Genomic DNA, 22,696 nt, shown 5'->3' on the forward strand with positions numbered 1-22,696 from the left:
GGCGAGGGAGCGTGCTCCCGTCGCCCGGCATGACGGTTTCCACAAGAGACGCCGCATGCACCGGGCACGAGCTCCCTCGCCACCGTTTCACGCAAGACCCTTTGATTTTCCTACTGCCCAGATTCTCCAGACATGCCTGCCAATCATTTCAACACCCACTGCCCTGACTGGGCCGAGGCTTTGCTCAACGGCTTCAGTCAAATCTTCCTCCAGCGCCATCCGCTGTGTGGCCTGCTGTGCCTTCTGGCCATTTTATTCACCGCGCCGGTGCTGTTCGCCGGCGCGCTGCTCGGTGCGGTCGCCGGTTTGCTCACCGCGCAACGGCGCAACTACGCCAAGGCGGATCGCCAGGCCGGACTGTTCAGCTACAACGGCGTGCTGGTCGGCCTGTTGCTGAGCCTGTATTTCCCTTGGTCGCCGATGCTGCCGCCGCTGATTCTGGCGGCCGGTGGCCTGAGCGCGATGATCACGCAGCAATGGCTCAAACGCGCACGCCTCACCGAATACCTGCCCGCCTACACCGCGCCGTTCGTGTTGCTGAGCTGGGTGTTCCTGTGTTTCGCCGAGCCTTTGTCCGCCGCACCGGTGCTTGAACTGAACACCGTGAACCTGCTCGGTGCCGCCCTGAAAGGTTTCGGTCAGGTGATGTTCCTCGATCATCCGCTGGCCGGTGGTTTGATCGCTGCCGGTTTGCTGATCGCCGATCGCCGGGCCTTTGCCTGGGCGCTGCTGGCTTCGGCGATTGGCCTGGGTTCCAGCCTGTTGCACCACGACAGTCAGGTCGCGTTGCTCGGTCTGGGTGGCTACAACGCGGTACTTGCCGCCCTCGCCTTCAGCACCCAGCGCCAGCAACCGTGGCTGCCGCTGTTCGGCATCGGCCTGGCGCTGCTGTTGGCGCCGCTGTTCAGCGCCCTGGGTCTGGCGCCCCTCACTGCACCGTTCATTCTCGCCTGCTGGCTGCTGCGCACCGGCATTCGCCTGATGCAGCAACCGCAGATCAGCGGCGCGCCTTGCGCTCACGGGGAGAATCAACCTAGGCTGCGCTGATCTTTGATTCAGGCGTGATCCATGGACAGTAACAAGCACTGGCGTGAACAGCTTTACGTCATGATTTTCCAGAGCGACACCCCCGCCGGGCGACGTTTCGACGGCATTCTGCTGCTGATCATTCTGGCCAGCCTGGTGATCGTGATGCTCGACAGCATCGACAGCGTTCACCGCAATTACGCCGATGTGCTGGCGTATATCGAGTGGGGGTTCACCATCATCTTTGCCGGCGAATACATTCTGCGTCTGTACTGCTCGCCCAAACCGTTGCGCTATGCCTTCAGTTTTTACGGATTGGTGGATCTGCTGGCGATCGTGCCGGGCATCCTCGCGCTGTACTACAGCGATGCGCAGTACCTGTTGATTATCCGGATCATCCGGATGCTGCGAATTTTCCGCGTCCTCAAACTCAGTCCGTACCTCAAGCAAGCCAACTACCTGATGTCGGCGCTGCGTGGCAGCAAGCAGAAGATCGTGGTGTTTCTGGTGAGCGTCTGCACACTCGTAACGGTGTTCGGTACGTTGATGTACGTGATCGAAGGCCCGGAACACGGTTTCACCAGCATTCCCAAGGGCATCTATTGGGCTATCGTGACCCTGACCACCGTCGGCTTCGGCGACATCGTGCCGAAGACTCCGTTGGGCCAGGTGATTTCGTCGCTGGTGATGATCACCGGTTACTCGATCATCGCCGTGCCCACCGGGATCTTCACCGCCGAACTGGCCAATGCGATGCGTGGTGAACAGTTGCAACACGACTGCCCGGTTTGCCAGAAAAAGAGCCATGAAAGCGGCGCCGCCTTCTGTTCGCGATGCGGCAATCAGTTATTCAAGAAAATAGAATAAGCAAAGTTCTTTTTAATCTTTAAACGACTATGCGTGCCCCGCTATAGTCGCTGGCAAATGGCCTCATCTTTGTAAAAAAACACCCCTACAGAACAAGGAATGCGCAGTGAAAAAACTCTTTGGCGCCTCACTTCTCGCCGCAGGTCTTGCCTTCGGCAGCGTGGCTCAGGCCGCACCGACCCTGCTCAACGTGTCCTACGACGTGATGCGCGATTTCTACAAGGACTACAACACTGCGTTCCAGAAACACTGGCAGGCCGAACACAACGAAAACATCACGGTGCAGATGTCTTTCGGCGGTTCGAGCAAGCAAGCCCGTTCGGTGATCGACGGCCTGCCGGCTGACGTCATCACCATGAACATGGCCACCGACATCAATGCCCTGGCCGACAACGGCCAACTGGTGCCGAAGGACTGGGTCACCCGTCTGCCGAACAACAGCGCGCCGTTCACCTCGGCCACCGTATTCATCGTGCGCAAAGGCAACCCGAAAGCCCTGAAAGACTGGCCGGACCTGCTCAAGGACGGCGTGCAGGTTATCGTGCCGAACCCGAAAACCTCGGGCAACGGCCGCTACACCTACCTGTCGGCGTGGGGCTATGTGCTGAAAAACGGCGGTGACGAGAACAAGGCCAAGGACTTCGTCGGCAAGCTGTTCAAGCAGGCGCCGGTGCTGGATACCGGGGGCCGCGCCGCGACTACCACGTTCATGACCAACCAGATCGGCGACGTGCTGGTGACCTTCGAAAACGAAGCCGAAATGATTGCCCGCGAGTTCGGCCGCGACCAGTTCGAAGTCATCTACCCGAGCGTCTCCGCTGAAGCCGAGCCGCCGGTGTCGGTGGTCGACAAAGTGGTCGAGAAGAAAGGCTCCCGCGCCGCTGCCGAGGAATACCTGAAATTCCTGTGGTCACCGGAAGGCCAGGAAATCGCGGCCGCCAACTACCTGCGTCCACGTGACCCGGCGGTGCTGGCCAAGTACACCGACCGTTTCCCGAAAGTCGACTTCCTGTCGGTCGAGAAGACCTTCGGCGACTGGCGTACTGTGCAGAAGACCCACTTCAACGATGGCGGGATCTTCGACCAGATCTACAACGGCCAGTAAGGCGTGAGCTGATATGAAGAAGGCGACCTGAAGAGGTCGCCTTTTTTGTGGCCGGCTACATGGGTGGCTTCACGCCATCCTTTCCCGCCGAGATCGATTGCGCGGTCAGCGTGCCGTCCGCGCTCTGGGTCACGAAAGTGACGATCTTCACCCCGACCTTGAGCAGGCTGCGATCGCCCGGCGTCAGGTTGACGATCGGCACGTCCTCCGGCACCAGGATCTTCTGCTGACCGCCCTTGTAGTTGACGGTCAGGACCCGGCCGTTGCTGACCACCAGATCGCCGACGCTGCCGTTGGTCATGCTGCTGCCCTTGGCCAGGTCGAACGGCCGATGACCGTCGCCGCTGCCGGCCAGCTCCGGCGGAAACACATGAACCTCCAGCGCCTTGAGCGTGCCATCTTCCTGGGGAATGGCGGCCGAGCCGATGTAGCTGCCGGGCTTGATGTCTTCGATATTGGCCAGGGTGACCGCGCGAACCTTGGTGTCCGGGGTCAACTGGACCACCACGTTTTCACCCGTGTTGACGTGAATCTTGAGCGAGTCTGGACCGACCCCGGTGATTTCGCCGCGCACGCCCATGCGCATGCCGGGCGCTTCGGCGGCCTGCACGGCCGTGGCGCCGAGCAGACTGATCAGGGCAATCGTTGTGGTGTGGCGAAGCAACTGACGAAACATCGCAATCCTCCGTTGATGAATGCTGAAACCCGGTCACAACATAAGCACGCTATCGAACAAGATGTAAGTGAATGTATCATCGACGCTCAACGGTCGGACGCAAGGTTCGCCGATGAACAATGGGTGTTCGGCGCCACCCATTCCGCAACGGAATAACTGATATCGATCAGAAGCCTCTACTGACGGCTCGGCCCGTACCTTAGCCTCACCGCATTCCTTTTCGCTGGATCGAGAAACCCTATGACCGCCACAACTCACGCAATGACCCGAGGCATGGTTCTGCTGTTCGCTTTCTGCTGCGGCGCCATCGTTGCCAACATCTACTACGCCCAGCCGATCATCGGCTTGATCGCGCCGGACATCGGCCTGAGCGACACCATGGCCAGTTTCATCGTGTCGCTGACCCAGATCGGCTATGCGCTGGGCCTGTTCTTTCTGGTGCCGCTGGCGGATCTGCTGGAAAACCGCCGTCTGATGATCATCACCACCGTGGTGGCAATTGCCAGCCTGCTGGGTGCGGCGTTTACCGATCAACCGAATGTGTTCCTGCTGATTTCGTTGCTGGTGGGCTTCAGCTCGGTGTCGGTGCAGGTGCTGATTCCATTGGCGGCGCATCTGGCGCCGGAAGAATCCCGTGGCCGGGTGGTCGGCGGGATCATGGGCGGTCTGCTGCTGGGGATTCTGCTGGCGCGGCCAGTGTCGAGCGTGGTCGCCGACCACCTCGGCTGGCGGGCGATGTTCATGATCGCGGCAGGCTTGATGGCAGCGATCAGCGTGGTTTTGGCGCTGACTGTGCCCAAGCGCCAGCCGGATCACAGCGCCTCCTACGGCCAATTACTCGGATCGTTGTGGACGCTGCTGCGCAAACAACCGGTGCTGCGTCAGCGGGCGTTCTACCAAGCCTGCATGTTCGCCACGTTCAGCCTGTTCTGGACCGCCGTGCCGCTGGAACTGGCGCGCAACCATGGCCTGTCCCAGAGTGAAATCGCGATCTTCGCCCTGGTCGGCGCCATCGGTGCCATCGCCGCTCCGATCAGCGGACGTCTGGCCGACGCCGGCCACACCCGCATCGCTTCGTTGCTGGCCATGCTGTTCGCCAGCCTGAGCTTCCTGCCCGCCTTCATCCACCCGGCCTACAGCGTGATCGGCCTGGCCGTGACCGGTGTGGTGCTCGACTTCTGCGTACAGATGAACATGGTGCTCGGCCAGCGCGCGGTCTACTCCCTCGACGCCAAAAGCCGCGGCCGCCTCAACGCGCTGTACATGACCAGCATCTTCGTCGGCGGCGCCTTCGGCTCGTCGGTGGCCAGTGCGGTATACGAGCATGGTGGCTGGTTGTGGATCGTGATTGTCGGCAGCGCGTTCCCGCTGCTGGCGCTGGTGCGGTTTTTGAGTGCTTCGCAGAAGCCTGTTCTGGCAACGGCCTAGAATCTGAAAGCACTGCCGGATCGCTGATCCGACAGTCCCTGATGCTCAATGCCGGACCAGTTTTTCCATGGCGGCATCCGCCAGAAAGGAAGAGCGGCTCTTGACATTGTGCTCACGCACATAGCGGTCAATGCGCTGGATGACATAGCCCGGCAACGTCACGTTGACCTTTTCGGTCTTGCCCATGTACGGCGAGATGTCCAGCTCCAGCATGCCCCAGCCCATATCGGCAAATTCCGGATTGTTGCGATGGGTCGCCGCCGAGGTCGGCATCGGAATCGAATCACCACCCGCCGCGATTTCCTGCAGCATGATGTGGGCAATCTCGACGGCTGCGTTGTAGGCATCCTCAAACGTATCCCCGGCCGTTACCGCGCCGGGAATATCGGGGATCTGAATACCGATGGCGGTGTTCTCGTCACCCCACTCGATGCAGATTGGGTATTGCATTACGGATCTCCTCTGTAACTGGCTGGCGGGTTGTACAACCCGGCACGCCTCCTGATGCTCTTGACCGTCCCGACCGGCAAATCCTTTTTCGGATGCGGGACGGGAATCGTGTGTGGGTTGTAACGGTGCGTGAAGATGTGGTGGCTGCCGGTTATCCGGTCCAGCGTCCAGCCTGCCTCCTCCAGCTCCTTGATCAATAGCCTGCTCTGCACCAACCGCCTCCTTGCTTCGGCTTAACAAAAGTAACCCTAGAGTTATCTTTACTCAAGCACAGAAATTCGCAGCACGACGTTCGGTTGTTTTGCAGCATGTGATTGATGCACTGCCCCAGCGAGCAGGCAATGGCGCTTCTCGCAGAGCAAGCTCAGGCGTTGAGGACAGGATACGAGTGAGGCATTGCTCATCACCCCAGACAGCAAAACGGCGATCCTGAGATCGCCGTTTTTCATTACTCCCCGAACTGCTTGCCCAGTCCCGCCGGTACGCCGTGAATGTTGGTTTCTTCCCACGGGCCGTTGGGGCTGATCGAGCGGCTCCAGCCGTTGTTCCAGCGGTAGTAGGTGCGCTGGCGGTAGAAGGTGTTGGTCTGGTCGTCGAGTACGTACACGCCCAGTTTCTGGTCCCAGTGGCTGTTGCCGCCCGGGGGCGGGGCGAAGCTGGCGGAGGTGCGCGGGACGGGTTTGGCGGGTTTGGCCGGGATGCCCGGTTTGCTCGGCGTCGGGGTGGTTGACGGGGTCGGGCCGGGTTGTGACGGCGGGATCGGCGGCAGCCGTGTGGTCGGCTCCGGTCGTTGCACCGCACATGCGCTCAAGCCCAGGGCCAGTGTGAGGACTGTGATTCGGGCGATGGCGTTCATGGCGGTGCTTTCCTGTTGTGTCCGGCTATTTGTCCGGGCTGTCGATGGTCAGTGTCTGCGGCGCGGTGGTGCTGCTGGGCAGAGGCCCGCTGCGACCGACCCACTCACCGGCGGTCGGCTGACCGGCACGGGAGATGCGCGCAACCAGTTGGACTTCGGGGAAGTTCGACAGTTTCAATTGCGGCATCATTGCGTCGGCATCGCCCAGTTCGACGGTCACCGGCAGGTCGGCGACGGTCAGACGCTTGGCCGCCAACGGCGCCGGCGGGCCCGAGGTGGCCCGGGCAAAAATGAACACGCTGTCGCCCGGTTGCACCTTGGCTTTGAGCTCGCTGGCCAGATCCACACGCACTTTCAACAACGCCGCCGCTTTCGCCGCCGGTGCCTGGGCGACCTTGCCGCCGCTGGCCTGCAGTTTCTCGGTGGCGCGGGTGATGCCGCCCTGCAGGGCCTCGCGGGATTTGTCCTGCGGCGGCAGTTGCGCCAGCAGACGGTTCCAGTAGTCGATGGCTTCCTGATAACGCTCGCCTTCGAACGCGGCGATGCCCAGCAGGCCGAGACTGGTGACTTCTTTCGGATCGGCTTTCAGCGCTTCATCGGTCAAGGCCTGAACCTTGTCCGACCATTTCTTGTTGTCGGCGAAATATTGGGCCTGCGCCCACTGGCCGAGCAGTTCCGGCTGACGACCGGCGAGATTGACCGCGCGTTCGAACATCTTCGCCGCGTCCGCCGGGCGATCCTGAGCCATGTAAGTGCGACCGAGGAAGTACACGCCTTCAGCCGAATCCGGTTGTGCTGCGACTGCGCGCTCCAGACGTTGGGTCATCTCTTCCATCGACTGTGGCGCCTGGGCGAACTCGCGGGTCAGTTCGACCTTGTCGCTCGCGCCAAAGTGCAAGTACAGACCGAGGCCCAACACCGGCACCAGCACCGCTGCCAGCAATGGCAAAGGCTTGCCCAAACGCGAAACCCGCGCCGGCGCCACGCCTTCGGTGTCGGCCAGCAATTCACGGGCGGCTTCGGCGCGGCCGCTGTCCATTTGTGCGGCGTCGAGAACGCCTTCGGCCTGCTGCGATTGCAGTTCGGCGACGCGTTCCTGATACAGGGCGACGTTGAGAGCGGTTCGATCCTCTTCACGCTGGGCGCGACGTTCGCGCAGGACAGGGATCAGCAGAAAACTCAGGGCGACCAGAAGCAACAGCCCTGCGGCAAGCCAGAAATCAATCATTCTTGGTTTTTATCCAACAGTTGGTCGAGGCGCTGACGCTCTTCAGGGGACAGCGATTGCGGCGTCTCGGCGCGTTGCCCGCGACGGCGGCGGACGATCACGGCAATCACCACGAACCCACCCAGCAGCAGACCGGCCGGGCCGAACCAGAGCAAAGCGGTCTTGGCATTGAGCGCCGGTTTGTAGCGGACGAAATCACCGTAGCGATCGACCATGAAGTCGATGATCTGCTGATTGTCCTTGCCCTCGCCGAGCATGCGGAAAATCTCTTTGCGCAGGTCGGCGGCAATCGGTGCGTTGGAATCGGCGATGTCCTGGTTCTGGCACTTGGGGCAGCGCAGTTCCTTGGTCAGCTCGCGGAAACGCTCGCGATCGCCTTCTTTGGCGAACTCGTAGGTGTCGATGGCGGCGTGGGCCACACCGGCCAGGCTCAAGCCCAGCACCATGGCCGCTAAAAAGCGCTTCATGGCTTGGCCTCGTCAACCAGTGCCTGATACTTGGCCGCCAGTTTTTCCCGCCAGACCTGCTCGTCGATCACGCCGACGTACTTATCGCGGATGATGCCCTTGGCGTCGATGAAGAAGGTTTCCGGTGCGCCGTAGACACCCAGATTCAAGCCCAGCGAGCCCTCATCGTCACGGATGTCCAGTTGATAAGGGTTGTGGAATTCGGCCAGCCACTTCAGCGCATCGGCGTTGGTGTCCTTGTAGTTGATCCCGTAGATCACTACGCCGCGCTCGGCGAGTTTGTTCAGCACCGGGTGCTCGACCCGGCAGGAAATGCACCAGGTGCCCCAGACGTTGACCAGTGCCGGTTTGCCGAGGATGTCAGCCTTGGTCAGAGTCTTGTCGCCCTGCACCGCCGGCAGGGAAAACTCCGGGAATGGTTTGCCGATCATCGCCGACGGCAGCTCCGCCGGATCCAGGTACAGACCGCGATAAAGGAATACGGCCACCAGCAGGAAAATCGCCAATGGCACCAGCATCAACCAACGTCTCATGCAGCGGCTCCTTCCATGCCCAGCGCTTCACGCACTTTGGCTTTGACCTTCACTCGATAACGCCGATCCAGCGCCGCCAGCAAACCACCGAAACCGGTCAGCAGACCGCCGAACCAGATCCAGCGCACGAACGGTTTGACGTGGACCCGCACTGCCCAGGCGCCATCGCCCAGCGGTTCACCCAAAGCGACGTAGAGGTCACGGGTGAAACCGGCGTCGATCCCGGCTTCGGTCATCACCGAGTTCTGCACGGTGTACAGGCGTTTTTCCGGGTGCAGCACGCTGACTTCCTGACCGTTGCGGATCACCCGGACGGTGCCCTTGTCGGAAGTGAAGTTCGGGCCTTCGAAGTGCTTGGCGCCTTCAAACACGAACTGATAACCGGCCAGATCCATCGACTCGCCCGGCGCCAGGCGCAGGTCACGTTCGGCACTGTTCTGGCTCGACAACACCACGCCCAGCGCACAGACGGCGATGCCCAGATGCGCGATCTGCATGCCCCAGTAGCTGCGGGTCAGGGTCGGCAGGCCTTTGATCAGACCTTTGTGGCGGGTCTTGTCGAAGATATCGCGCACACCGGCCAGCAACACCCAGGCCGCAAGCAGGAACGTCGCGATCACCGCCCAGTTGAAATCGCCGTAAGCGACACCGGCCACCACCGCCAGCGCCACGCTGCCGAGCAGCACCGGAGTCAGCATGCTGACCAGCCATTTCACCGGGGTGTCCTTCCAGCGCACGATCACACCGACAGCCATCACCAGCATCAACAGCGCCATCAACGGAATGAACAGCGCGTTGAAGTACGGCGGGCCGACCGACAGCTTGGCGCCGCTGATCGCATCAAGAATCAGCGGGTACAGCGTGCCAAGCAGGATCATCGACGCCGCCACTACCAGCACCAGGTTGTTACCCAGCAGCAGGGTTTCCCGCGACCACAGGTTGAAGCCGACCTGGCTCTTGACCACCGGCGCTCGCAATGCAAACAGGGTCAGCGAACCACCGACCACAAAAAGCAGGAAGATCAGGATGAACACGCCGCGCTCGGGATCGGAGGCAAACGCGTGCACCGAGGTCAGCACGCCGGAACGCACCAGGAAAGTGCCGAGCAGGCTCAGGGAGAACGCGGCAATCGCCAGCAACACCGTCCAGCTCTTGAACACGCCACGTTTTTCGGTGACCGCCAGCGAGTGAATCAGCGCCGTGCCCACCAGCCATGGCATGAACGAGGCGTTTTCCACCGGGTCCCAGAACCACCAGCCGCCCCAGCCGAGTTCGTAGTAAGCCCACCACGAACCGAGGGTGATGCCGATGCCGAGGAAAGCCCAGGCGACGATGGTCCACGGACGCGACCAACGCGCCCACGCCGCATCGAGACGACCGCCCAGCAATGCGGCGATGGCGAAAGCAAACGCCACCGAGAAACCGACGTAACCCATGTAGAGCATCGGCGGATGGACGATCAGGCCGATGTCCTGCAGCAGCGGATTGAGGTCACGACCGTCGGCCGGGATCTGCGGCAGGATCCGCGAAAACGGGTTCGAGGTGAGGATCAGGAACAGCAGAAAACCGGTGCTGATCATGCCCATCACCGCCAGCACGCGAGCGAGCATGACTTGCGGCAACTGCCGCGAGAACACCGACACCGCGAAGGTCCAGCCGCCGAGGATCAGCGCCCACAGCAGCAGCGACCCTTCGTGGGCGCCCCACACCGCGCTGAACTTGTAGTACCACGGCAGCGCGCTGTTGGAGTTCATCGCGACGTAAGCCACGGAGAAATCGTCGGTCATGAAGGCGTAGGTCAGACAACCGAAGGCGAACAGCAGGAACGCGAACTGGCCCCACGCCGCCGGTTGAGCGAGGCCCATCCACAGACGATCGCCGCGCCAGGCACCGAGCAACGGCACCACGGCCTGCACCAGCGCAAAACACAGCGCGAGGATCATGGCCAGATGGCCCAACTCAGGAATGAAAATGCTGGATGTCATCGATCAACCCTCCTTCGCAGGGGTTGGCGCGGATTGACCGCTGTCCTTCAGGGCTTTGGTCACTTCAGGCGGCATGTATTTCTCGTCGTGCTTGGCCAGCACTTCATCGGCCACCACCACGCCGTCAGCATTGAGCTTGCCCAGTGCGACGATGCCCTGCCCTTCACGGAACAGATCCGGCAGGATTCCACGGTAGGTGATGGTCACGGACTTATTGAAGTCAGTGACCACGAATTTGACGTCCAGCGAGTCCGTGGAGCGTTGCAGCGAGCCCTTCTCGACCATGCCGCCGGCGCGGATGCGGGTGTCCTGCGGCGCTTCGCCGTTGGCGATCTGGGTCGGCGTGTAAAACAGGTTGATGTTCTGCTGCAGGGCGCTCAGGGCCAGGCCGACGGCAGCGCCGACCCCGACCAGAATTGCCAGGATGGTGATCAGACGCTTTTTACGCAGCGGATTCACTTGCCGTTCTCCCGGCGCAGACGACGCGCCTCTTGTTGCAGATAACGCTTGCGGGCCGCGATCGGCGCCGCCACGTTGAGGATCAGTACCGCCAGACAGATGCCGTAGGCCGACCAGACGTACAGGCCGTGATGGCCCATGGCGAGGAAGTCGCCGAATGACGCGAAACTCATCGAGCGGCCTCCAGGCTGTTCTGCACTTCTTCTTTCACCCAACTGGCGCGGGCTTCGCGCTTGAGCACTTCAAGGCGCATGCGCAGCAACAGCACGGCGCCGAAGAAACAGTAGAAACCCAGCACCGTCAGCAGCAGCGGCAGCCACATCTCGACGGGCATCGCCGGTTTTTCGGTGAGGGTGAAGGTCGCGCCCTGATGCAGGGTGTTCCACCACTCCACCGAGTATTTGATGATCGGAATGTTGATCACACCGACGATGGCCAGCACCGCGCAGGCCTTGGCGGCGCTGTCGCGATTGCTGATGGCGTTGCCCAGGGCGATCACGCCGAAATACAGAAACAGCAGAATCAGCATCGAGGTCAGGCGCGCGTCCCAGACCCACCACGAACCCCAGGTCGGCTTGCCCCAGATCGCCCCGGTGACCAGCGCCACGGCGGTCATCCACGCGCCGATCGGTGCGGCGCATTGCAGGGCGACGTCGGCCAGTTTCATCTTCCACACCAGCCCGACCACCCCGCACACCGCCAGCATCACGTAGATCGACTGAGCGAGCATCGCGGCGGGTACGTGGATATAGATGATGCGAAAGCTGTTGCCTTGCTGATAGTCCGGCGGCGCGAAGGCCAGGCCCCAGATGACGCCAACGCAGATCAGCAACAACGCGGCGAGGCTCAACCACGGCAGGAACTTGCTGCTGATGCCGTAGAACCACTTGGGCGAGCCGAGCTTGTGAAACCAGGTCCAGTTCATACTGTTTCCATCACGGGTGCCGCTCATCGGTGTGAGCAGTCTCAGGGTCTTTGCTGGTTAAATTTTAACCAGACCTCATTATTCGCCGACGCTGATCTTCAGGCCAGCCGCTATTGCAAAAGGTGTCAGGGTTATTGCCAGGGCGGTCAGGCTGCCAAGCCACAACAGATAACCAAGCGCCGGCATGCCCTGCAACGCCGCCTGCAAGGCGCCACTGCCCAGGATCAACACCGGGATGTACAACGGCAGAATCAGCAGCGCCAGCAACAGGCCACCGCGCTTCAGACCGACCGTCAGCGCCGCGCCCACCGCACCGAGCAAGCTCAGCACCGGTGTTCCCAGCAACAACGAAAGCAGCAATACCGGCAGACACGCAGCCGGCAACCCGAGCATCAACGCCAGTAACGGCGAGAGCAAAACCAGTGCCAGCCCGGAAAAAAGCCAGTGTGCCAGCACCTTGGCCAATACCAGAAGTGGCAGGGGGTGCGGCGAAAGGACCCACTGTTCAAGGGAGCCATCTTCGAAATCACTGCGGAAAAGCCCGTCCAGCGAGAGCAGGACCGACAAAAGTGCCGCCACCCAGACTAACCCCGGAGACAAGTTTTGCAATACTTGAGTTTCCGGTCCGACGGCCAGCGGGAACAGCGCGATGACGATAGCGAAGAAAATCAGCGGATTGGCCAGCTCCGCCGGGCGGCGGAACAGCAGTCGGGATTCACGGGCAACCAGCAGGCCGAACACACTCATACCGCCCAATTCCCCAGATCGATGTCGCGATAACCGGCCGGCATACGGCTCAGCGTGTGGTGGGTGGTGAGCACCACCAGGCCGCCCCGTTCGCAGTGCCCGGCCAGGTGTTCTTCAAGCTGTGCCACGCCCTGCTTGTCCAGCGCGGTGAACGGTTCGTCGAGAATCCACAACGGCGGGCTATCGAGATACAACCGCGCCAGCGCCACTCGGCGCTGCTGGCCGGCGGACAGACTGTGGCAGGGAACATCCTCGAAACCGCGCAATCCAACCGCCGCCAGGGCCTGCCAGATCGCGTCGCGTTCGGCGGGTTGATGCAGGGCGCAGAGCCAGGTGAGGTTTTCTTCCGGGGTGAGCAAGTCCTTGATCCCGGCAGCATGGCCGATCCACAACAGATTGCGCGCCAGCTCGCTGCGTTGCTCGCCTAGCGGCTTGCCGTTGAGCAGCACCTGACCGTCGGTCGGCTGCATCAGACCGGCCAGCAAACGCAGCAAACTGGTCTTGCCGCTGCCGTTGGGGCCGCTGATCTGCACCATATCGCCACTGGCCAGTCTCAATTCGAGATTGTCGAAGAGCAGTCTGAGATCACGCTCACACGCGAGGGCAACGGTTTGCAGGACAGGACTGGTCAAGGGTTCACGGGCCTTATACGGTTCAAGTCGGCTCTGGCGCGGCCGTTAAAGAGTTGCAGCATAAATGCAATGACGGCTCAATCCAGAGAGCTGCGTCAAACAATTGCTATGTTTTTTGAACGAATGGAAGGACGGGCGGCATTATACATGGCGCCCCCCGCTCTCCCGAGTGCATTTTCCTCAGGTTGTGTCCGCGTATGACAGGCGAAATGAACATCCTCCCGCTCCCGCCCACCACCCCGGCGACCGTTCGCCCGCAGGCGGGTGAGCTGCTGAAGTTGCTGACGCCGGTCGACGGGCTGATTGCCGCTGGCCAGAGCGCCAAGGCCGAGGTGTTGTCACTCAAGCAGGCGGATCAGACCTTTGAGTTGCTGCTCAAGGTGACACTGGACAGCGGTCGTCAAACCACCGTGCAGGCGACCAGCAATCTGCCGCTGCCTCAGGGCACCAGCCTGGCGATCACCCAGCCGTCGGCGGGCAATCTGGCGATCACCGTGCAACAGGCCATCGCCAGCAGCGTCGCCACCCTCACCCGCATCGACACCGCGCAACTGCCGGTAGGCACGCTGCTGCAAGGCAAGGTACTGACGGCTCAGGTCTTGCCGCAGGTACCGGGACAACCGACGGTGTACCGCTCGATGGTCAGCCTGCTCAACACCGCGTTGAGCGGCACCACCCTGAGCATCGACAGCCCGCAACCGCTGCGCATCGGCACCCTGCTGTCGGCGCTGGTGCAGGACTCGCAGACCCTGAAGTTCCTGCCGCTGAGCAATCGCCAGGAACAACTGGCGGTCAGCCAGCAATTGGTCAGTCAACAAAGCCGTCAGGGCTCGCTCGACGGCTTGCTGAAAATGCTCCAGAGCCTGCCCCCCGCCACCGATCAGACCTCCCAGGATTTGCGCGCCGCCGTGGACAAACTGCTCGCCAATCTTCCGGACGTGCAGCAACTGAGCACACCGAAAGGTCTGGCCCAGGCGCTGGCCAACAGCGGCGTGTTCCTCGAGGCCAAGCTGTTGACCGGGCAGAACCCGACGCTGGCCCCGGACCTGAAAGCCGATCTGCTCAAGCTGATCGCCCAGCTCACCCCCGGCCTGCCCGGCAACACAAACCTGAACGCGATCATCGCCGCCAACACGCTGGCCCAGGCGCTACCAAGCTTCGTGCGCAACGCCCTCGGCATGCTCGGTCAGGTCAGCGCGAAACCGGTGCCGAGCAGTTTCCCGCTGCCCGACCGACTGCTGCAAAGCCTGGAAGGCGAAGGCGATCTGGAGCATTTGCTGCGCCTCGCTGCGGCTGCCGTGTCGCGCCTGCAAAGTCATCAGCTGTCGAGTCTGGAACAGACCGGCGTGACCGACGACGGCCGTCTGCTCAGCACCTGGCAACTGGAAATCCCGATGCGCAACCTGCAGGACATCGTGCCGTTGCAGGTCAAGTTCCAGCGCGAAGAAGCGCCGGAGAAACAGGAAGCGAACGAACAGCGCCGCGATGAGCGCGAACCGAAGCAGCAACTGTGGCGCGTCGATCTGGCGTTCGACATGGAACCGCTGGGGCCGATGCAGATTCAGGCGCAATTGATCAGCGGCAGCCTGTCCAGCCAGTTGTGGGCCGAGCGGCCGTACACCGCGAGCCTGATCGAAAACAACCTGAGCGCACTGCGCCAGCGTCTGCTGGATTCCGGGCTGAACGTCGGCGACCTCGACTGCCACCTCGGCACCCCGCCGCAAGGCATCCAAACCCGCCTCGAACACCGCTGGGTCGATGAAACCGCATGAATGACACCACCGCTCCACGCCAGGCCATCGCCCTCAAATACGACGGCAACCACGCCCCGACCCTCACCGCCAAGGGCGACGAAGAACTGGCCGAAGAAATCCTGCGGATTGCCCGCGACTGTGAAGTGCCGATCTACGAAAACGCCGAGCTGGTGAAGTTGCTGGCGCGGATGGAACTGGGCGACAGCATCCCCGAAGAGCTGTACCGCACGATCGCCGAGATCATCGCGTTTGCCTGGAATCTCAAAGGAAAATTTCCAGCAGGTCAGGACCAGCCTGCAGCAGAGTCGGAAAAGGATGTAACCGATCGCGGAGATGATTACCTCGCACGCTGAGCCATCGCGCGCCCTCACACCCCAACCTTATGTCTCCACTGTCAAATCTGACAGTAGACATCCCGCACTCTGGAGCGCTTAGATGCCTGATCTCCTGTCACTCAGAAGCGGCTGAGGAGGCGCATCCCGAGATGATCAGAAAATCAGCAAAGGTTGATGGTACAGGGCCACAAAACCCCGTCGCAGAAGACGAGCTGCTCGTTCTGGGCGCACGCGCCTGTCATCGAGTGGTCGGCACCTTTCGCTCCAACAGCTACAGACTTGTGTCTCTGAACGCCCGGACCCTTGAGCCAATTGAGGCTGTCTGGCAATACGAAGATCACGATCAATCTGTAACGGGAATCGATTTCTTTGATACCAACCCCTCGACACCCCTGCTTGTCACCTCGGGGAAGCAGAGGCTGGTCCTCTCCCGTTCGAACATCATTGGCAACTTCCCTGCCCTGTGCGCTCTTCGTAATGATCAAAAACTGCACGCATGGGGCTGGGGGGAAAATGGCGGTAATTTGCCTCCCCGACTGGCCTGCCTCAGGGATATTCGCGAAGTGGCATCTTCCATGGCCGCTTTTGCGGTCAGGCGCGCAAAAGGGAACGTCCTGGCCTGGGGCAGCGCTGGAAATCCCAGCTCCTGCGTCCCCGAGGAGATTGCAAAGCGAACCGACATTGTCGCTCTGTACGGAGGGGCCTATGCATTTGCGGCACTCCTGTCCACGGGAAATCTCGTGACATGGGGATTAAAGGAAACGGGAGGGGATCTTCCAGACAGGATTGCCCGACTCTCCGACATTGTGCATGTCCAGGGATCAGAGTTTGCATTTGCAGCCATACGCAAGAATGGTCACGTGGTGACTTGGGGCCACCCGGATTATGGCGGTGCTTTGCCTGATGACATCGGCAAGATGAGCGGTGTCGTTCAATTGGCAAGCAGCGGCTTCGCTTACGCCCTGCGCCGCGATGACGGAAGTGTTGCCGTCTGGGGCCGTATTGCCCCCATGCCTGAACGTATTGCCGGGTTGAGGGACATTGTCGATATACAGGGTAATGCGGGTGCATTCGCAGTACGTCAGGCGAGTGGCCAAGTTGATGGCTGGGGAGACTTCACCTGGGATACGCCTCCCGCCCCCATTACTGAATACAGAGACATCGTGCATTTTAGTCCGACATCGGATGGTTTTGTGGTACTGCGCGCCAATGGTCAGGTGGATGCATGGGGAGCCGGCGCGGCTGCCAACGTGCCGGATACGATCAAAGCGCTGACAGATGTGGTGGGGATAAGTACCAATCATGAGGCAGCCGTCGCCTTACGCAGCAACGGGGAAGCCGTCGCCTGGGGAGACCCTGAGGCAGGCGGTGACAGCAGCAACGTTGCTCCTCTGCTTCAAAACGTACGGGCTGTCTATGGAGGGACTCGAACATTCGTCGCACTGAGGGAGGATGCAAGAGTAGTGGCTTGGGGTGACGCACACAAAGGTGGCACCGGCGAACAAAAAGCACTCTACCGACGGATCGCTTACTCAAGGAAGGTTGCGCCTTGACCAGGAAGGGGCCTGGCACTCAATCATGGCGATAACGAGATGACGAAAAAAAATCGCAGCGTTCGTCAGCGCCTACAGGGATCGAACACCTCTGTAGGCGCTGCCGAAGGCTGCGATCTTTTGATCTGGTCTTTGCTTCAGCTTTTATGCAGCTTGCGCATCAACTCCGCCTCAGCCTGGGTCAACCCGCAGGACTGGGTCAGCTCATCGACACTCGCGCCCATCCCGACCAGTTTCGCCGCTTGGGCGAACGACAGGCTGGAAGGATCGCGCTGTTCGAGCTGGGCGAGTTTGTCCGGGATCGGACCGACCACCGAGCGCAGCTCGTGCAGGGCTTCGCCCATGCGCACGTTGCCGTTCTGGTAATCGTCGACACGCTTGGCCAGGTCCTTGATGCGCTGATCACGCAGCGCATCGCCCTGGGCCTGTTGCGCAGCGATTACGCGCTGCGCCTTGATGTACGCCAGAAACATTGCCAGCGTGCCCGCCCAGAACAGGAACAGGACAATGACCGCTACCTCGAGAATCAATCAGATGTTCTCCAGTTCCGACCATTCTTCTTCGCTCATCATCTTGTCCAGCTCGACCAGGATCAGCAACTCGTTGTTCTTGTTGCACACGCCCTGGATGAACTTGGCCGACTCTTCGTTACCGACGTTCGGTGCGGTCTCGATTTCCGACTGACGCAGGTAAACCACTTCGGCCACGCTGTCGACCATGATGCCCACGACTTGCTTGTCGGCTTCGATGATGACGATACGGGTGTTGTCGCTGATCTCACCGCTCATCAGGCCGAAGCGCTGACGGGTATCGATCACGGTCACCACGTTGCCGCGCAGGTTGATGATGCCCAGCACGTAGCTTGGCGCACCCGGAACCGGAGCGATCTCGGTGTAGCGCAGGACTTCCTGAACGCGCATCACGTTGATGCCGTAGGTTTCGTTGTCCAGCTTGAAGGTCACCCATTGCAGGATCGGATCTTCGGAACCCTTTGCCGCCGTAGCCTTGTCGTTCATACCCTAGCCCCTCGAAATACCGCAATGGCGGTGTGTGTCTCGTGTGCCGGCGGTGAATGCCGGTACATGTCTGTTATGTAAGTGTTATGTCGGTTTGTGGTTCGGCTTACTGCCGGACATGTGCTTTGCCCCACCGCTGGCGATCAACTCGGCCAGAGCGGAAACATCGAGCAAGGCGCACATGTGTTCAATCACCGTGCCGGCGAGCCATGGCCGCTGACCCCGGTGACTTCTCCATTTGATTTCATTCGGATCCAGGCGCAACGAGCGACTGACCTGATGCACCGCCAGGCCCCACTCGTAACCCTGCACCGAAATCACGTACTGCAGGCCCTGACGGAAATCATCGCGGTAGCGATCCGGCATGACCCAGCGTGCGGTGTCCAGCACCTTCAGATTCCCGGCCTGACTTGGCAGGATTCCGAGGAACCATTCCGGCTGACCGAACAGCGGCGTCAGCTCATGGCCGGCCAGCGAATAGATCGAGCCCAGGCACACCAGCGGCACGGCCAGGGTCAACCCGGCGACGTCGAACAGCAGGCATTCGAAGGCTTCCGAAGCCCAGGCCGGACGGCCATCAGTCTCTACCGGTGGCGGCGTGTTGCTGGGCGGCAGATGCACTTCGACCAGCGGCGCAACCAGGGTCGGTTCGACCGGGGCTGGCGCAGGCGCTACAGGCTCGGGTTCTGGCGCCGCCGGAACCGGAGGCGTTTGCAGAAGTTGTGTTTGCAGCAGCGGTGCCAGTGTCGATACCACACGCACCGGCTCAGGCTCTTTGATCAGGGTCGCAGGCGCTTTGGCTACCACAGCGGCAGGCGCTGCAACCGGGGCGACCGGCCGGGCGGCTTTTTGCGCATCCCGGGCCTGCTCTTCAAGCACGGCGGCCTGGAATTCATCGAGCGCCGCAGCGGTCTCGACCACCTCGACCGGCGCCACGATTTCCTGCTCGACCTCGTCCGTCACTTCCTGCAGCAAGCCGTCCAGATAGGACTGCAGCGCCAGTTGCGGCTTCGACGTCAGCTTGATCGGCCGATTCATGCTCAAGCCACCTGCGGAACAAGTTGCTGCGCCAGCAGATGCTTGAGCAGCGCGCGGTAGGCCAGCACGCCACGGCTCTTGCCGTCGAACTGCGAAGGGGTGACACCGGCACGACTGGCGTCGCGCAGACGGGTATCGACCGGGATGTAACCCTGCCAGATCTCGTCGGGGAATTTGTCGCGCAGCACGCGCAAGGTGCCCATCGACGCCTGGGTACGGCGGTCGAACAGGGTCGGCACGATGCTGAACGGCAGCGCCTGTTTGCGCGAGCGGTTGATCATCGCCAGGGTGTTGACCATGCGCTCCAGGCCCTTGACGGCCAGGTGTTCGGTCTGCACCGGGATCACCAGTTGTTGACTGGCGGCCAGGGCGTTGACCATCAGCACGCCGAGCAACGGCGGGCTGTCGATGATCGCGTAATCGAAGTCCTGCCACAGCTGCGCCAGACTCTTGGCGATCACCAGGCCCAGGCCACTCTGCCCCGGCGACTGGCGCTCGAGGGTGGCCAGCGCAGTGCTCGACGGCAACAGGGAAATGCGTTCATCACTGGTCGACAGCAGCAACTGGCCCGGCAGGCCTTGCGGCACGCTGCCCTTGTGCAGAAACAGGTCGTAGTTACTGTGTTCCAGGCTGTCGGGGTCGTAACCGAAATAGCTGGTCATCGAGCCGTGCGGGTCGAGATCGACCACGACCACGCGCTTGCCCGCCTCTGCCAGCAAACCGGCTAAAGCGATGGAAGAAGTGGTTTTACCAACACCACCCTTTTGATTGGCGACTGCCCAGACTCTCATTCAGATCGTTCCTCCCGGCCGGGATACTCGGCCGAGACATGGTTCAGCGTATTAATGCGGGCGACGGAGAATTGACGGCACTCTCGCGTCCCGGCGTCTTGACCGGGGTCGGTGCAGTTTGTGTGCCAGCACGCTTCAACGCGGCATCCGGTTGCGCATGGGCGGTTCCGGTGCCGGTCAGGCTGCGGCGCACATCGAGATTGCGCGACACCACCAGCACCACACGACGGTTCTTCGCCCGGCCTTCAGCGGTGGCGTTGTTGGCCACCGGCTGGAATTCGCCGTAGCCCACCGAGGCCATGCGGCCAGGGTTCACACCCTGCATGGCCAGCATGCGCACGATGCTCGCCGAACGCGCCGAGGACAGTTCCCAGTTGGTCGGGTACTGCGCGGTGCGGATCGGTTGATCGTCGGTGAAACCTTCGACGTGGATCGGGTTGTCGAACGGTTTGAGGATCGCCGCGACCTTGTCGATGATGTTGAACGCGATGTCGCTCGGCATCGCATCACCGCTGCCGAACAACAGGCTGGAGTTGAGTTCGATCTCGACCCACAGCTCGTTTCCGCGCACGGTCATCTGGTTCGAGGAGATCAGATCACCGAACGCGGCGCTGATGTCATCGGCGATGCTTTTCAGCGGATCGCTGGCCCCGGCGATGCCGGCGTCGACCTGTTCGGCGTCCTTGACCAGCGGCTTGGCCGGGGTCACGGTCTTCGGTCGTTCTTCACCGATCGGGATCGGCTTGAGCGAGCGGTCGGAGTCGGTGAAGACCCCGATCAGCGCTTCGGAGATGATCTTGTACTTGCCTTCGTTGATCGACGAGATGGAGTACATCACCACGAAAAAGGCAAAGAGCAAGGTGATGAAGTCGGCGTAGGAAACCAGCCAACGTTCATGGTTTACGTGCTCTTCATGCTGGCGACGACGTGCCATGAGGTCAGTCCCTTAATCCATGAAGCCCTGGAGCTTCAACTCGATGGAGCGTGGGTTTTCACCTTCAGCGATCGACAAGATCCCTTCCAACAACATTTCGCGATAACGCGACTGTCGCAACGCGATTGACTTGAGCTTGGCAGCCACCGGCAACAGGATCAGGTTGGCACTGGCCACACCGTAGATGGTGGCAACGAACGCGACCGCAATACCGTTGCCCAGTTGCGACGGATCGGCCAGGTTGCCCATCACGTGGATCAGACCCATCACCGCACCGATGATGCCGATGGTCGGCGCGTAGCCGCCCATACTTTCAAACACTTTGGCCGCTTCGACATCGCGGGCTTCCTGAGTGTAGAAATCCACTTCGAGGATGCTGCGGATCGCTTCCGGCTCGGCGCCGTCGACCAGCAGTTGCAGGCCCTTGCGCGAGTAGGCGTCGGGCTCGGCATCCGCCACGCCTTCCAGACCCAGCAGGCCTTCCTTGCGGGCGGTGAGGCTCCAGTTGACCACGCGGTCGATGCCGCCAGCCAGGTCCACCCGCGGCGGAAAAAAGATCCAGGCCAGAATCTGCATGGCGCGCTTGAACGCGCTCATCGGCGATTGCAGCAGCGCGGCACCGATGGTGCCACCGAGCACGATCAGCGCTGCCGGGCCGTTGGCCAGCGCGCCGAGGTGACCACCTTCAAGGTAGTTGCCGCCAATGATGGCGACGAACGCCATGATGATCCCGATAAGGCTTAGAACATCCATCAGACGCACGCCTCGACGATGTGCTTGCCGATATCGTCCAGGCTGTACACCGCATCGGCGAGGTCAGCCTTGACGATGGCCATCGGCATGCCGTAGATCACGCAACTGGCTTCATCCTGGGCCCAGACCGTGCTGCCGCCCTGCTTGAGCAGGCGTGCGCCTTCACGGCCGTCGGCGCCCATGCCGGTCAGTACGACCGCCAGAACTTTGTCGCTGTAGGATTTGGCTGCGGAACCGAAGGTGATGTCCACGCACGGCTTGTAGTTCAGACGCTCGTCGCCCGGCAAGATTTTCACTGCGCCTCGGCCGTCGATCATCATCTGCTTGCCACCCGGTGCCAGCAGCGCCAGGCCCGGACGCAGGATGTCGCCATCCTCGGCTTCCTTGACGCTGATGCGGCATAGCTTGTCCAGGCGTTCGGCGAAGGCCTTGGTGAAGGCCGCCGGCATGTGCTGGATCAGCACGATCGGCGCCGGGAAGCTGGCCGGCAATTGAGTCAGAACCCGTTGCAGCGCTACCGGGCCGCCGGTCGATGTACCAATCGCCACGAGCTTGTAGTTCTTGCGTTTCGGCGCTGGCGACGAAGCGCTGGCCGCTGGCGCGCGAGTCGGTGCAGGCGCAGGAGCCGGACGGGCCGGAGCGCTGTGGCTGCCAAAGCTCGACGGCGCTGCTGCCGGAATCGGTGCAGGCGTAGGTGCAGCGGCAGGCGCCGGCGCACTGTAGGCACTGAAACGACGGTTGCTGCGCGAGATGCTGTGCACCTTCTCGCACAGCAGTTGCTTGACCTTCTCCGGATTGCGGGAGATGTCTTCGAAATTCTTCGGCAGGAAATCCACCGCGCCGGCATCCAGCGCATCCAGGGTGACCCGGGCGCCTTCGTGCGTCAGCGAGGAGAACATCAACACCGGGGTCGGGCAGCGCTGCATGATGTGCCGCACGGCCGTGATGCCATCCATCATCGGCATCTCGTAGTCCATGGTGATCACGTCCGGCTTGAGGGCCAGGGCCTGATCGATCGCCTCTTTACCGTTGGTTGCCGTGCCGACAACCTGGATGCTCGGATCCGCTGAAAGAATTTCCGAGACGCGGCGGCGGAAAAAACCCGAATCGTCCACCACCAGGACTTTGACTGCCATAA

General features: G+C 61.5%; 27 protein-coding genes. 7 read left to right on the forward strand and 20 right to left on the reverse strand.

Annotated elements, in window-relative coordinates; all coding sequences use genetic code 11:
* The first annotated feature begins 132 nt into the window (after positions 1 to 132).
* The 3 genes from JKA62_RS21465 to JKA62_RS21475 all read left to right on the forward strand — a co-directional run bounded on the left by JKA62_RS21465 (position 133) and on the right by JKA62_RS21475 (position 2,998).
* On the forward strand, positions 133 to 1,047 hold the full coding sequence (locus JKA62_RS21465) for an urea transporter (protein WP_011333098.1): 915 nt from the start codon (positions 133 to 135) through the stop codon (positions 1,045 to 1,047).
* 21 nt (positions 1,048 to 1,068) lie between these two features.
* Positions 1,069 to 1,893, forward strand: coding sequence for an ion transporter (locus JKA62_RS21470; protein WP_011333097.1), 825 nt, complete (start codon positions 1,069 to 1,071; stop codon positions 1,891 to 1,893).
* A 106-nt stretch (positions 1,894 to 1,999) separates the two neighbouring features.
* Positions 2,000 to 2,998, forward strand: coding sequence for a sulfate ABC transporter substrate-binding protein (locus JKA62_RS21475; protein ID WP_011333096.1), 999 nt, complete (start codon positions 2,000 to 2,002; stop codon positions 2,996 to 2,998).
* A 55-nt stretch (positions 2,999 to 3,053) separates the two neighbouring features.
* On the opposite strand, the gene JKA62_RS21480 is transcribed toward JKA62_RS21475, so the two are convergent.
* A complete protein-coding gene (locus JKA62_RS21480) occupies positions 3,054 to 3,674 on the reverse strand; it encodes a DUF5666 domain-containing protein (protein ID WP_085655459.1) in 621 nt (206 codons plus the stop codon).
* Between the two features lie 240 nt (positions 3,675 to 3,914).
* Between JKA62_RS21480 and JKA62_RS21485 the strand changes: the two genes are divergently transcribed.
* Positions 3,915 to 5,102: an MFS transporter gene (locus JKA62_RS21485; RefSeq protein WP_011333094.1), complete on the forward strand. Its 1,188-nt coding sequence runs from the start codon at positions 3,915 to 3,917 to the stop codon at positions 5,100 to 5,102.
* 45 nt (positions 5,103 to 5,147) lie between these two features.
* Here the strand turns inward: JKA62_RS21485 and JKA62_RS21490 are convergent, their stop codons facing one another.
* From JKA62_RS21490 to ccmA, 12 genes are all read right to left on the reverse strand, one after another.
* The gene (locus JKA62_RS21490) at positions 5,148 to 5,552 is read right to left on the reverse strand and encodes a type II toxin-antitoxin system HicB family antitoxin (protein WP_201819347.1); all 405 of its coding nucleotides are present in this window, start codon (positions 5,550 to 5,552) and stop codon (positions 5,148 to 5,150) included.
* A complete protein-coding gene (locus tag JKA62_RS21495) occupies positions 5,552 to 5,764 on the reverse strand; it encodes a type II toxin-antitoxin system HicA family toxin (RefSeq protein ID WP_201819349.1) in 213 nt (70 codons plus the stop codon). Before JKA62_RS21495 ends, JKA62_RS21490 begins: the two co-directional genes overlap by 1 nt.
* Positions 5,765 to 6,000: 236 nt before the next feature.
* The gene (locus JKA62_RS21500; protein ID WP_064378639.1) at positions 6,001 to 6,408 is read right to left on the reverse strand and encodes a hypothetical protein; all 408 of its coding nucleotides are present in this window, start codon (positions 6,406 to 6,408) and stop codon (positions 6,001 to 6,003) included.
* A 25-nt stretch (positions 6,409 to 6,433) separates the two neighbouring features.
* On the reverse strand, positions 6,434 to 7,636 hold the full coding sequence (gene ccmI, locus JKA62_RS21505) for a c-type cytochrome biogenesis protein CcmI (RefSeq protein WP_011333090.1): 1,203 nt from the start codon (positions 7,634 to 7,636) through the stop codon (positions 6,434 to 6,436).
* The gene (locus JKA62_RS21510; protein ID WP_011333089.1) at positions 7,633 to 8,103 is read right to left on the reverse strand and encodes a cytochrome c-type biogenesis protein; all 471 of its coding nucleotides are present in this window, start codon (positions 8,101 to 8,103) and stop codon (positions 7,633 to 7,635) included. Before JKA62_RS21510 ends, ccmI begins: the two co-directional genes overlap by 4 nt.
* The gene (locus JKA62_RS21515) at positions 8,100 to 8,636 is read right to left on the reverse strand and encodes a DsbE family thiol:disulfide interchange protein (protein WP_011333088.1); all 537 of its coding nucleotides are present in this window, start codon (positions 8,634 to 8,636) and stop codon (positions 8,100 to 8,102) included. Before JKA62_RS21515 ends, JKA62_RS21510 begins: the two co-directional genes overlap by 4 nt.
* Entirely contained in the window at positions 8,633 to 10,621 is a 1,989-nt protein-coding gene (locus JKA62_RS21520; RefSeq protein WP_011333087.1) for a heme lyase CcmF/NrfE family subunit, read from the reverse strand. The genes JKA62_RS21515 and JKA62_RS21520 overlap by 4 nt, the downstream gene beginning before the upstream one ends.
* Before the next feature lie 3 nt (positions 10,622 to 10,624).
* The gene (ccmE, locus tag JKA62_RS21525; protein WP_201819351.1) at positions 10,625 to 11,080 is read right to left on the reverse strand and encodes a cytochrome c maturation protein CcmE; all 456 of its coding nucleotides are present in this window, start codon (positions 11,078 to 11,080) and stop codon (positions 10,625 to 10,627) included.
* Positions 11,077 to 11,253, reverse strand: a complete 177-nt coding sequence (gene ccmD, locus JKA62_RS21530; protein ID WP_011333085.1) for a heme exporter protein CcmD — start codon at positions 11,251 to 11,253, stop codon at positions 11,077 to 11,079. The genes ccmE and ccmD overlap by 4 nt, the downstream gene beginning before the upstream one ends.
* Positions 11,250 to 12,005 (reverse strand): heme ABC transporter permease, encoded by a 756-nt coding sequence (gene ccmC, locus JKA62_RS21535; RefSeq protein WP_039769743.1) that lies wholly within the window; start codon positions 12,003 to 12,005, stop codon positions 11,250 to 11,252. Before ccmC ends, ccmD begins: the two co-directional genes overlap by 4 nt.
* A 78-nt stretch (positions 12,006 to 12,083) precedes the next feature.
* Positions 12,084 to 12,752 carry a heme exporter protein CcmB gene (gene ccmB, locus JKA62_RS21540; RefSeq protein ID WP_011333083.1) on the reverse strand — a complete coding sequence of 223 codons (669 nt, stop codon included), beginning with the start codon at positions 12,750 to 12,752 and terminating at the stop codon, positions 12,084 to 12,086.
* Positions 12,749 to 13,384: a cytochrome c biogenesis heme-transporting ATPase CcmA gene (gene ccmA, locus JKA62_RS21545; RefSeq protein WP_011333082.1), complete on the reverse strand. Its 636-nt coding sequence runs from the start codon at positions 13,382 to 13,384 to the stop codon at positions 12,749 to 12,751. The genes ccmB and ccmA overlap by 4 nt, the downstream gene beginning before the upstream one ends.
* 197 nt (positions 13,385 to 13,581) lie before the next feature.
* On the opposite strand from ccmA, the gene fliK reads away from it, so the two are divergent.
* The 3 genes from fliK (at position 13,582) to JKA62_RS21560 (ending at position 17,026) form a co-directional block, all read left to right on the forward strand.
* Entirely contained in the window at positions 13,582 to 15,156 is a 1,575-nt protein-coding gene (gene fliK / locus JKA62_RS21550) for a flagellar hook-length control protein FliK (protein ID WP_011333081.1), read from the forward strand.
* Positions 15,153 to 15,491: an EscU/YscU/HrcU family type III secretion system export apparatus switch protein gene (locus JKA62_RS21555; RefSeq protein ID WP_011333080.1), complete on the forward strand. Its 339-nt coding sequence runs from the start codon at positions 15,153 to 15,155 to the stop codon at positions 15,489 to 15,491. Before fliK ends, JKA62_RS21555 begins: the two co-directional genes overlap by 4 nt.
* A gap of 131 nt (positions 15,492 to 15,622) precedes the next feature.
* Positions 15,623 to 17,026 (forward strand): RCC1 domain-containing protein, encoded by a 1,404-nt coding sequence (locus tag JKA62_RS21560; protein WP_201819353.1) that lies wholly within the window; start codon positions 15,623 to 15,625, stop codon positions 17,024 to 17,026.
* 137 nt (positions 17,027 to 17,163) lie between these two features.
* Here the strand turns inward: JKA62_RS21560 and JKA62_RS21565 are convergent, their stop codons facing one another.
* From JKA62_RS21565 to JKA62_RS21595, 7 genes are all read right to left on the reverse strand, one after another.
* The gene (locus tag JKA62_RS21565; protein ID WP_201819355.1) at positions 17,164 to 17,556 is read right to left on the reverse strand and encodes a DUF2802 domain-containing protein; all 393 of its coding nucleotides are present in this window, start codon (positions 17,554 to 17,556) and stop codon (positions 17,164 to 17,166) included.
* On the reverse strand, positions 17,557 to 18,042 hold the full coding sequence (locus JKA62_RS21570; protein ID WP_007959223.1) for a chemotaxis protein CheW: 486 nt from the start codon (positions 18,040 to 18,042) through the stop codon (positions 17,557 to 17,559).
* A gap of 84 nt (positions 18,043 to 18,126) precedes the next feature.
* Positions 18,127 to 19,080: a CheW domain-containing protein gene (locus tag JKA62_RS21575; RefSeq protein ID WP_201819357.1), complete on the reverse strand. Its 954-nt coding sequence runs from the start codon at positions 19,078 to 19,080 to the stop codon at positions 18,127 to 18,129.
* Between the two features lie 2 nt (positions 19,081 to 19,082).
* On the reverse strand, positions 19,083 to 19,871 hold the full coding sequence (locus JKA62_RS21580; RefSeq protein WP_007959220.1) for a ParA family protein: 789 nt from the start codon (positions 19,869 to 19,871) through the stop codon (positions 19,083 to 19,085).
* Positions 19,872 to 19,914: 43 nt separating this feature from the next.
* The gene (gene motD, locus JKA62_RS21585; protein WP_201819360.1) at positions 19,915 to 20,805 is read right to left on the reverse strand and encodes a flagellar motor protein MotD; all 891 of its coding nucleotides are present in this window, start codon (positions 20,803 to 20,805) and stop codon (positions 19,915 to 19,917) included.
* Positions 20,806 to 20,817: 12 nt separating this feature from the next.
* Positions 20,818 to 21,558, reverse strand: coding sequence for a flagellar motor protein (locus JKA62_RS21590; RefSeq protein WP_011333074.1), 741 nt, complete (start codon positions 21,556 to 21,558; stop codon positions 20,818 to 20,820).
* Positions 21,558 to 22,694 carry a protein-glutamate methylesterase/protein-glutamine glutaminase gene (locus JKA62_RS21595; protein WP_011333073.1) on the reverse strand — a complete coding sequence of 379 codons (1,137 nt, stop codon included), beginning with the start codon at positions 22,692 to 22,694 and terminating at the stop codon, positions 21,558 to 21,560. The genes JKA62_RS21590 and JKA62_RS21595 overlap by 1 nt, the downstream gene beginning before the upstream one ends.
* Between the last annotated feature and the right edge of the window lie 2 nt (positions 22,695 to 22,696).

The sequence above is a fragment of the Pseudomonas sp. B7 genome (assembly GCF_016735645.1).
GTDB lineage: Bacteria > Pseudomonadota > Gammaproteobacteria > Pseudomonadales > Pseudomonadaceae > Aquipseudomonas > Aquipseudomonas glycinae.

Bases quoted from the DNA above. Each gene is read 5' to 3' on its own strand.
- JKA62_RS21465 (WP_011333098.1), top strand. From the start codon at position 133: ATGCCTGCCAATCATTTCAACACCCACTGCCCTGACTGGGCCGAGGCT.
- JKA62_RS21470 (WP_011333097.1), top strand. From the start codon at position 1,069: ATGGACAGTAACAAGCACTGGCGTGAACAGCTTTACGTCATGATTTTC.
- JKA62_RS21480 (WP_085655459.1), bottom strand. From the start codon at position 3,674: ATGTTTCGTCAGTTGCTTCGCCACACCACAACGATTGCCCTGATCAGT.
- JKA62_RS21485 (WP_011333094.1), top strand. From the start codon at position 3,915: ATGACCGCCACAACTCACGCAATGACCCGAGGCATGGTTCTGCTGTTC.
- JKA62_RS21490 (WP_201819347.1), bottom strand. From the start codon at position 5,552: ATGCAATACCCAATCTGCATCGAGTGGGGTGACGAGAACACCGCCATC.
- JKA62_RS21500 (WP_064378639.1), bottom strand. From the start codon at position 6,408: ATGAACGCCATCGCCCGAATCACAGTCCTCACACTGGCCCTGGGCTTG.
- ccmI (WP_011333090.1), bottom strand. From the start codon at position 7,636: ATGATTGATTTCTGGCTTGCCGCAGGGCTGTTGCTTCTGGTCGCCCTG.
- JKA62_RS21510 (WP_011333089.1), bottom strand. From the start codon at position 8,103: ATGAAGCGCTTTTTAGCGGCCATGGTGCTGGGCTTGAGCCTGGCCGGT.
- JKA62_RS21515 (WP_011333088.1), bottom strand. From the start codon at position 8,636: ATGAGACGTTGGTTGATGCTGGTGCCATTGGCGATTTTCCTGCTGGTG.
- JKA62_RS21520 (WP_011333087.1), bottom strand. From the start codon at position 10,621: ATGACATCCAGCATTTTCATTCCTGAGTTGGGCCATCTGGCCATGATC.
- ccmD (WP_011333085.1), bottom strand. From the start codon at position 11,253: ATGAGTTTCGCGTCATTCGGCGACTTCCTCGCCATGGGCCATCACGGC.
- ccmC (WP_039769743.1), bottom strand. From the start codon at position 12,005: ATGAACTGGACCTGGTTTCACAAGCTCGGCTCGCCCAAGTGGTTCTAC.
- ccmB (WP_011333083.1), bottom strand. From the start codon at position 12,752: ATGAGTGTGTTCGGCCTGCTGGTTGCCCGTGAATCCCGACTGCTGTTC.
- fliK (WP_011333081.1), top strand. From the start codon at position 13,582: ATGACAGGCGAAATGAACATCCTCCCGCTCCCGCCCACCACCCCGGCG.
- JKA62_RS21555 (WP_011333080.1), top strand. From the start codon at position 15,153: ATGAATGACACCACCGCTCCACGCCAGGCCATCGCCCTCAAATACGAC.
- JKA62_RS21560 (WP_201819353.1), top strand. From the start codon at position 15,623: ATGATCAGAAAATCAGCAAAGGTTGATGGTACAGGGCCACAAAACCCC.
- JKA62_RS21570 (WP_007959223.1), bottom strand. From the start codon at position 18,042: ATGAACGACAAGGCTACGGCGGCAAAGGGTTCCGAAGATCCGATCCTG.
- JKA62_RS21575 (WP_201819357.1), bottom strand. From the start codon at position 19,080: ATGAATCGGCCGATCAAGCTGACGTCGAAGCCGCAACTGGCGCTGCAG.
- JKA62_RS21580 (WP_007959220.1), bottom strand. From the start codon at position 19,871: ATGAGAGTCTGGGCAGTCGCCAATCAAAAGGGTGGTGTTGGTAAAACC.
- motD (WP_201819360.1), bottom strand. From the start codon at position 20,805: ATGGCACGTCGTCGCCAGCATGAAGAGCACGTAAACCATGAACGTTGG.
- JKA62_RS21590 (WP_011333074.1), bottom strand. From the start codon at position 21,558: ATGGATGTTCTAAGCCTTATCGGGATCATCATGGCGTTCGTCGCCATC.
- JKA62_RS21595 (WP_011333073.1), bottom strand. From the start codon at position 22,694: ATGGCAGTCAAAGTCCTGGTGGTGGACGATTCGGGTTTTTTCCGCCGC.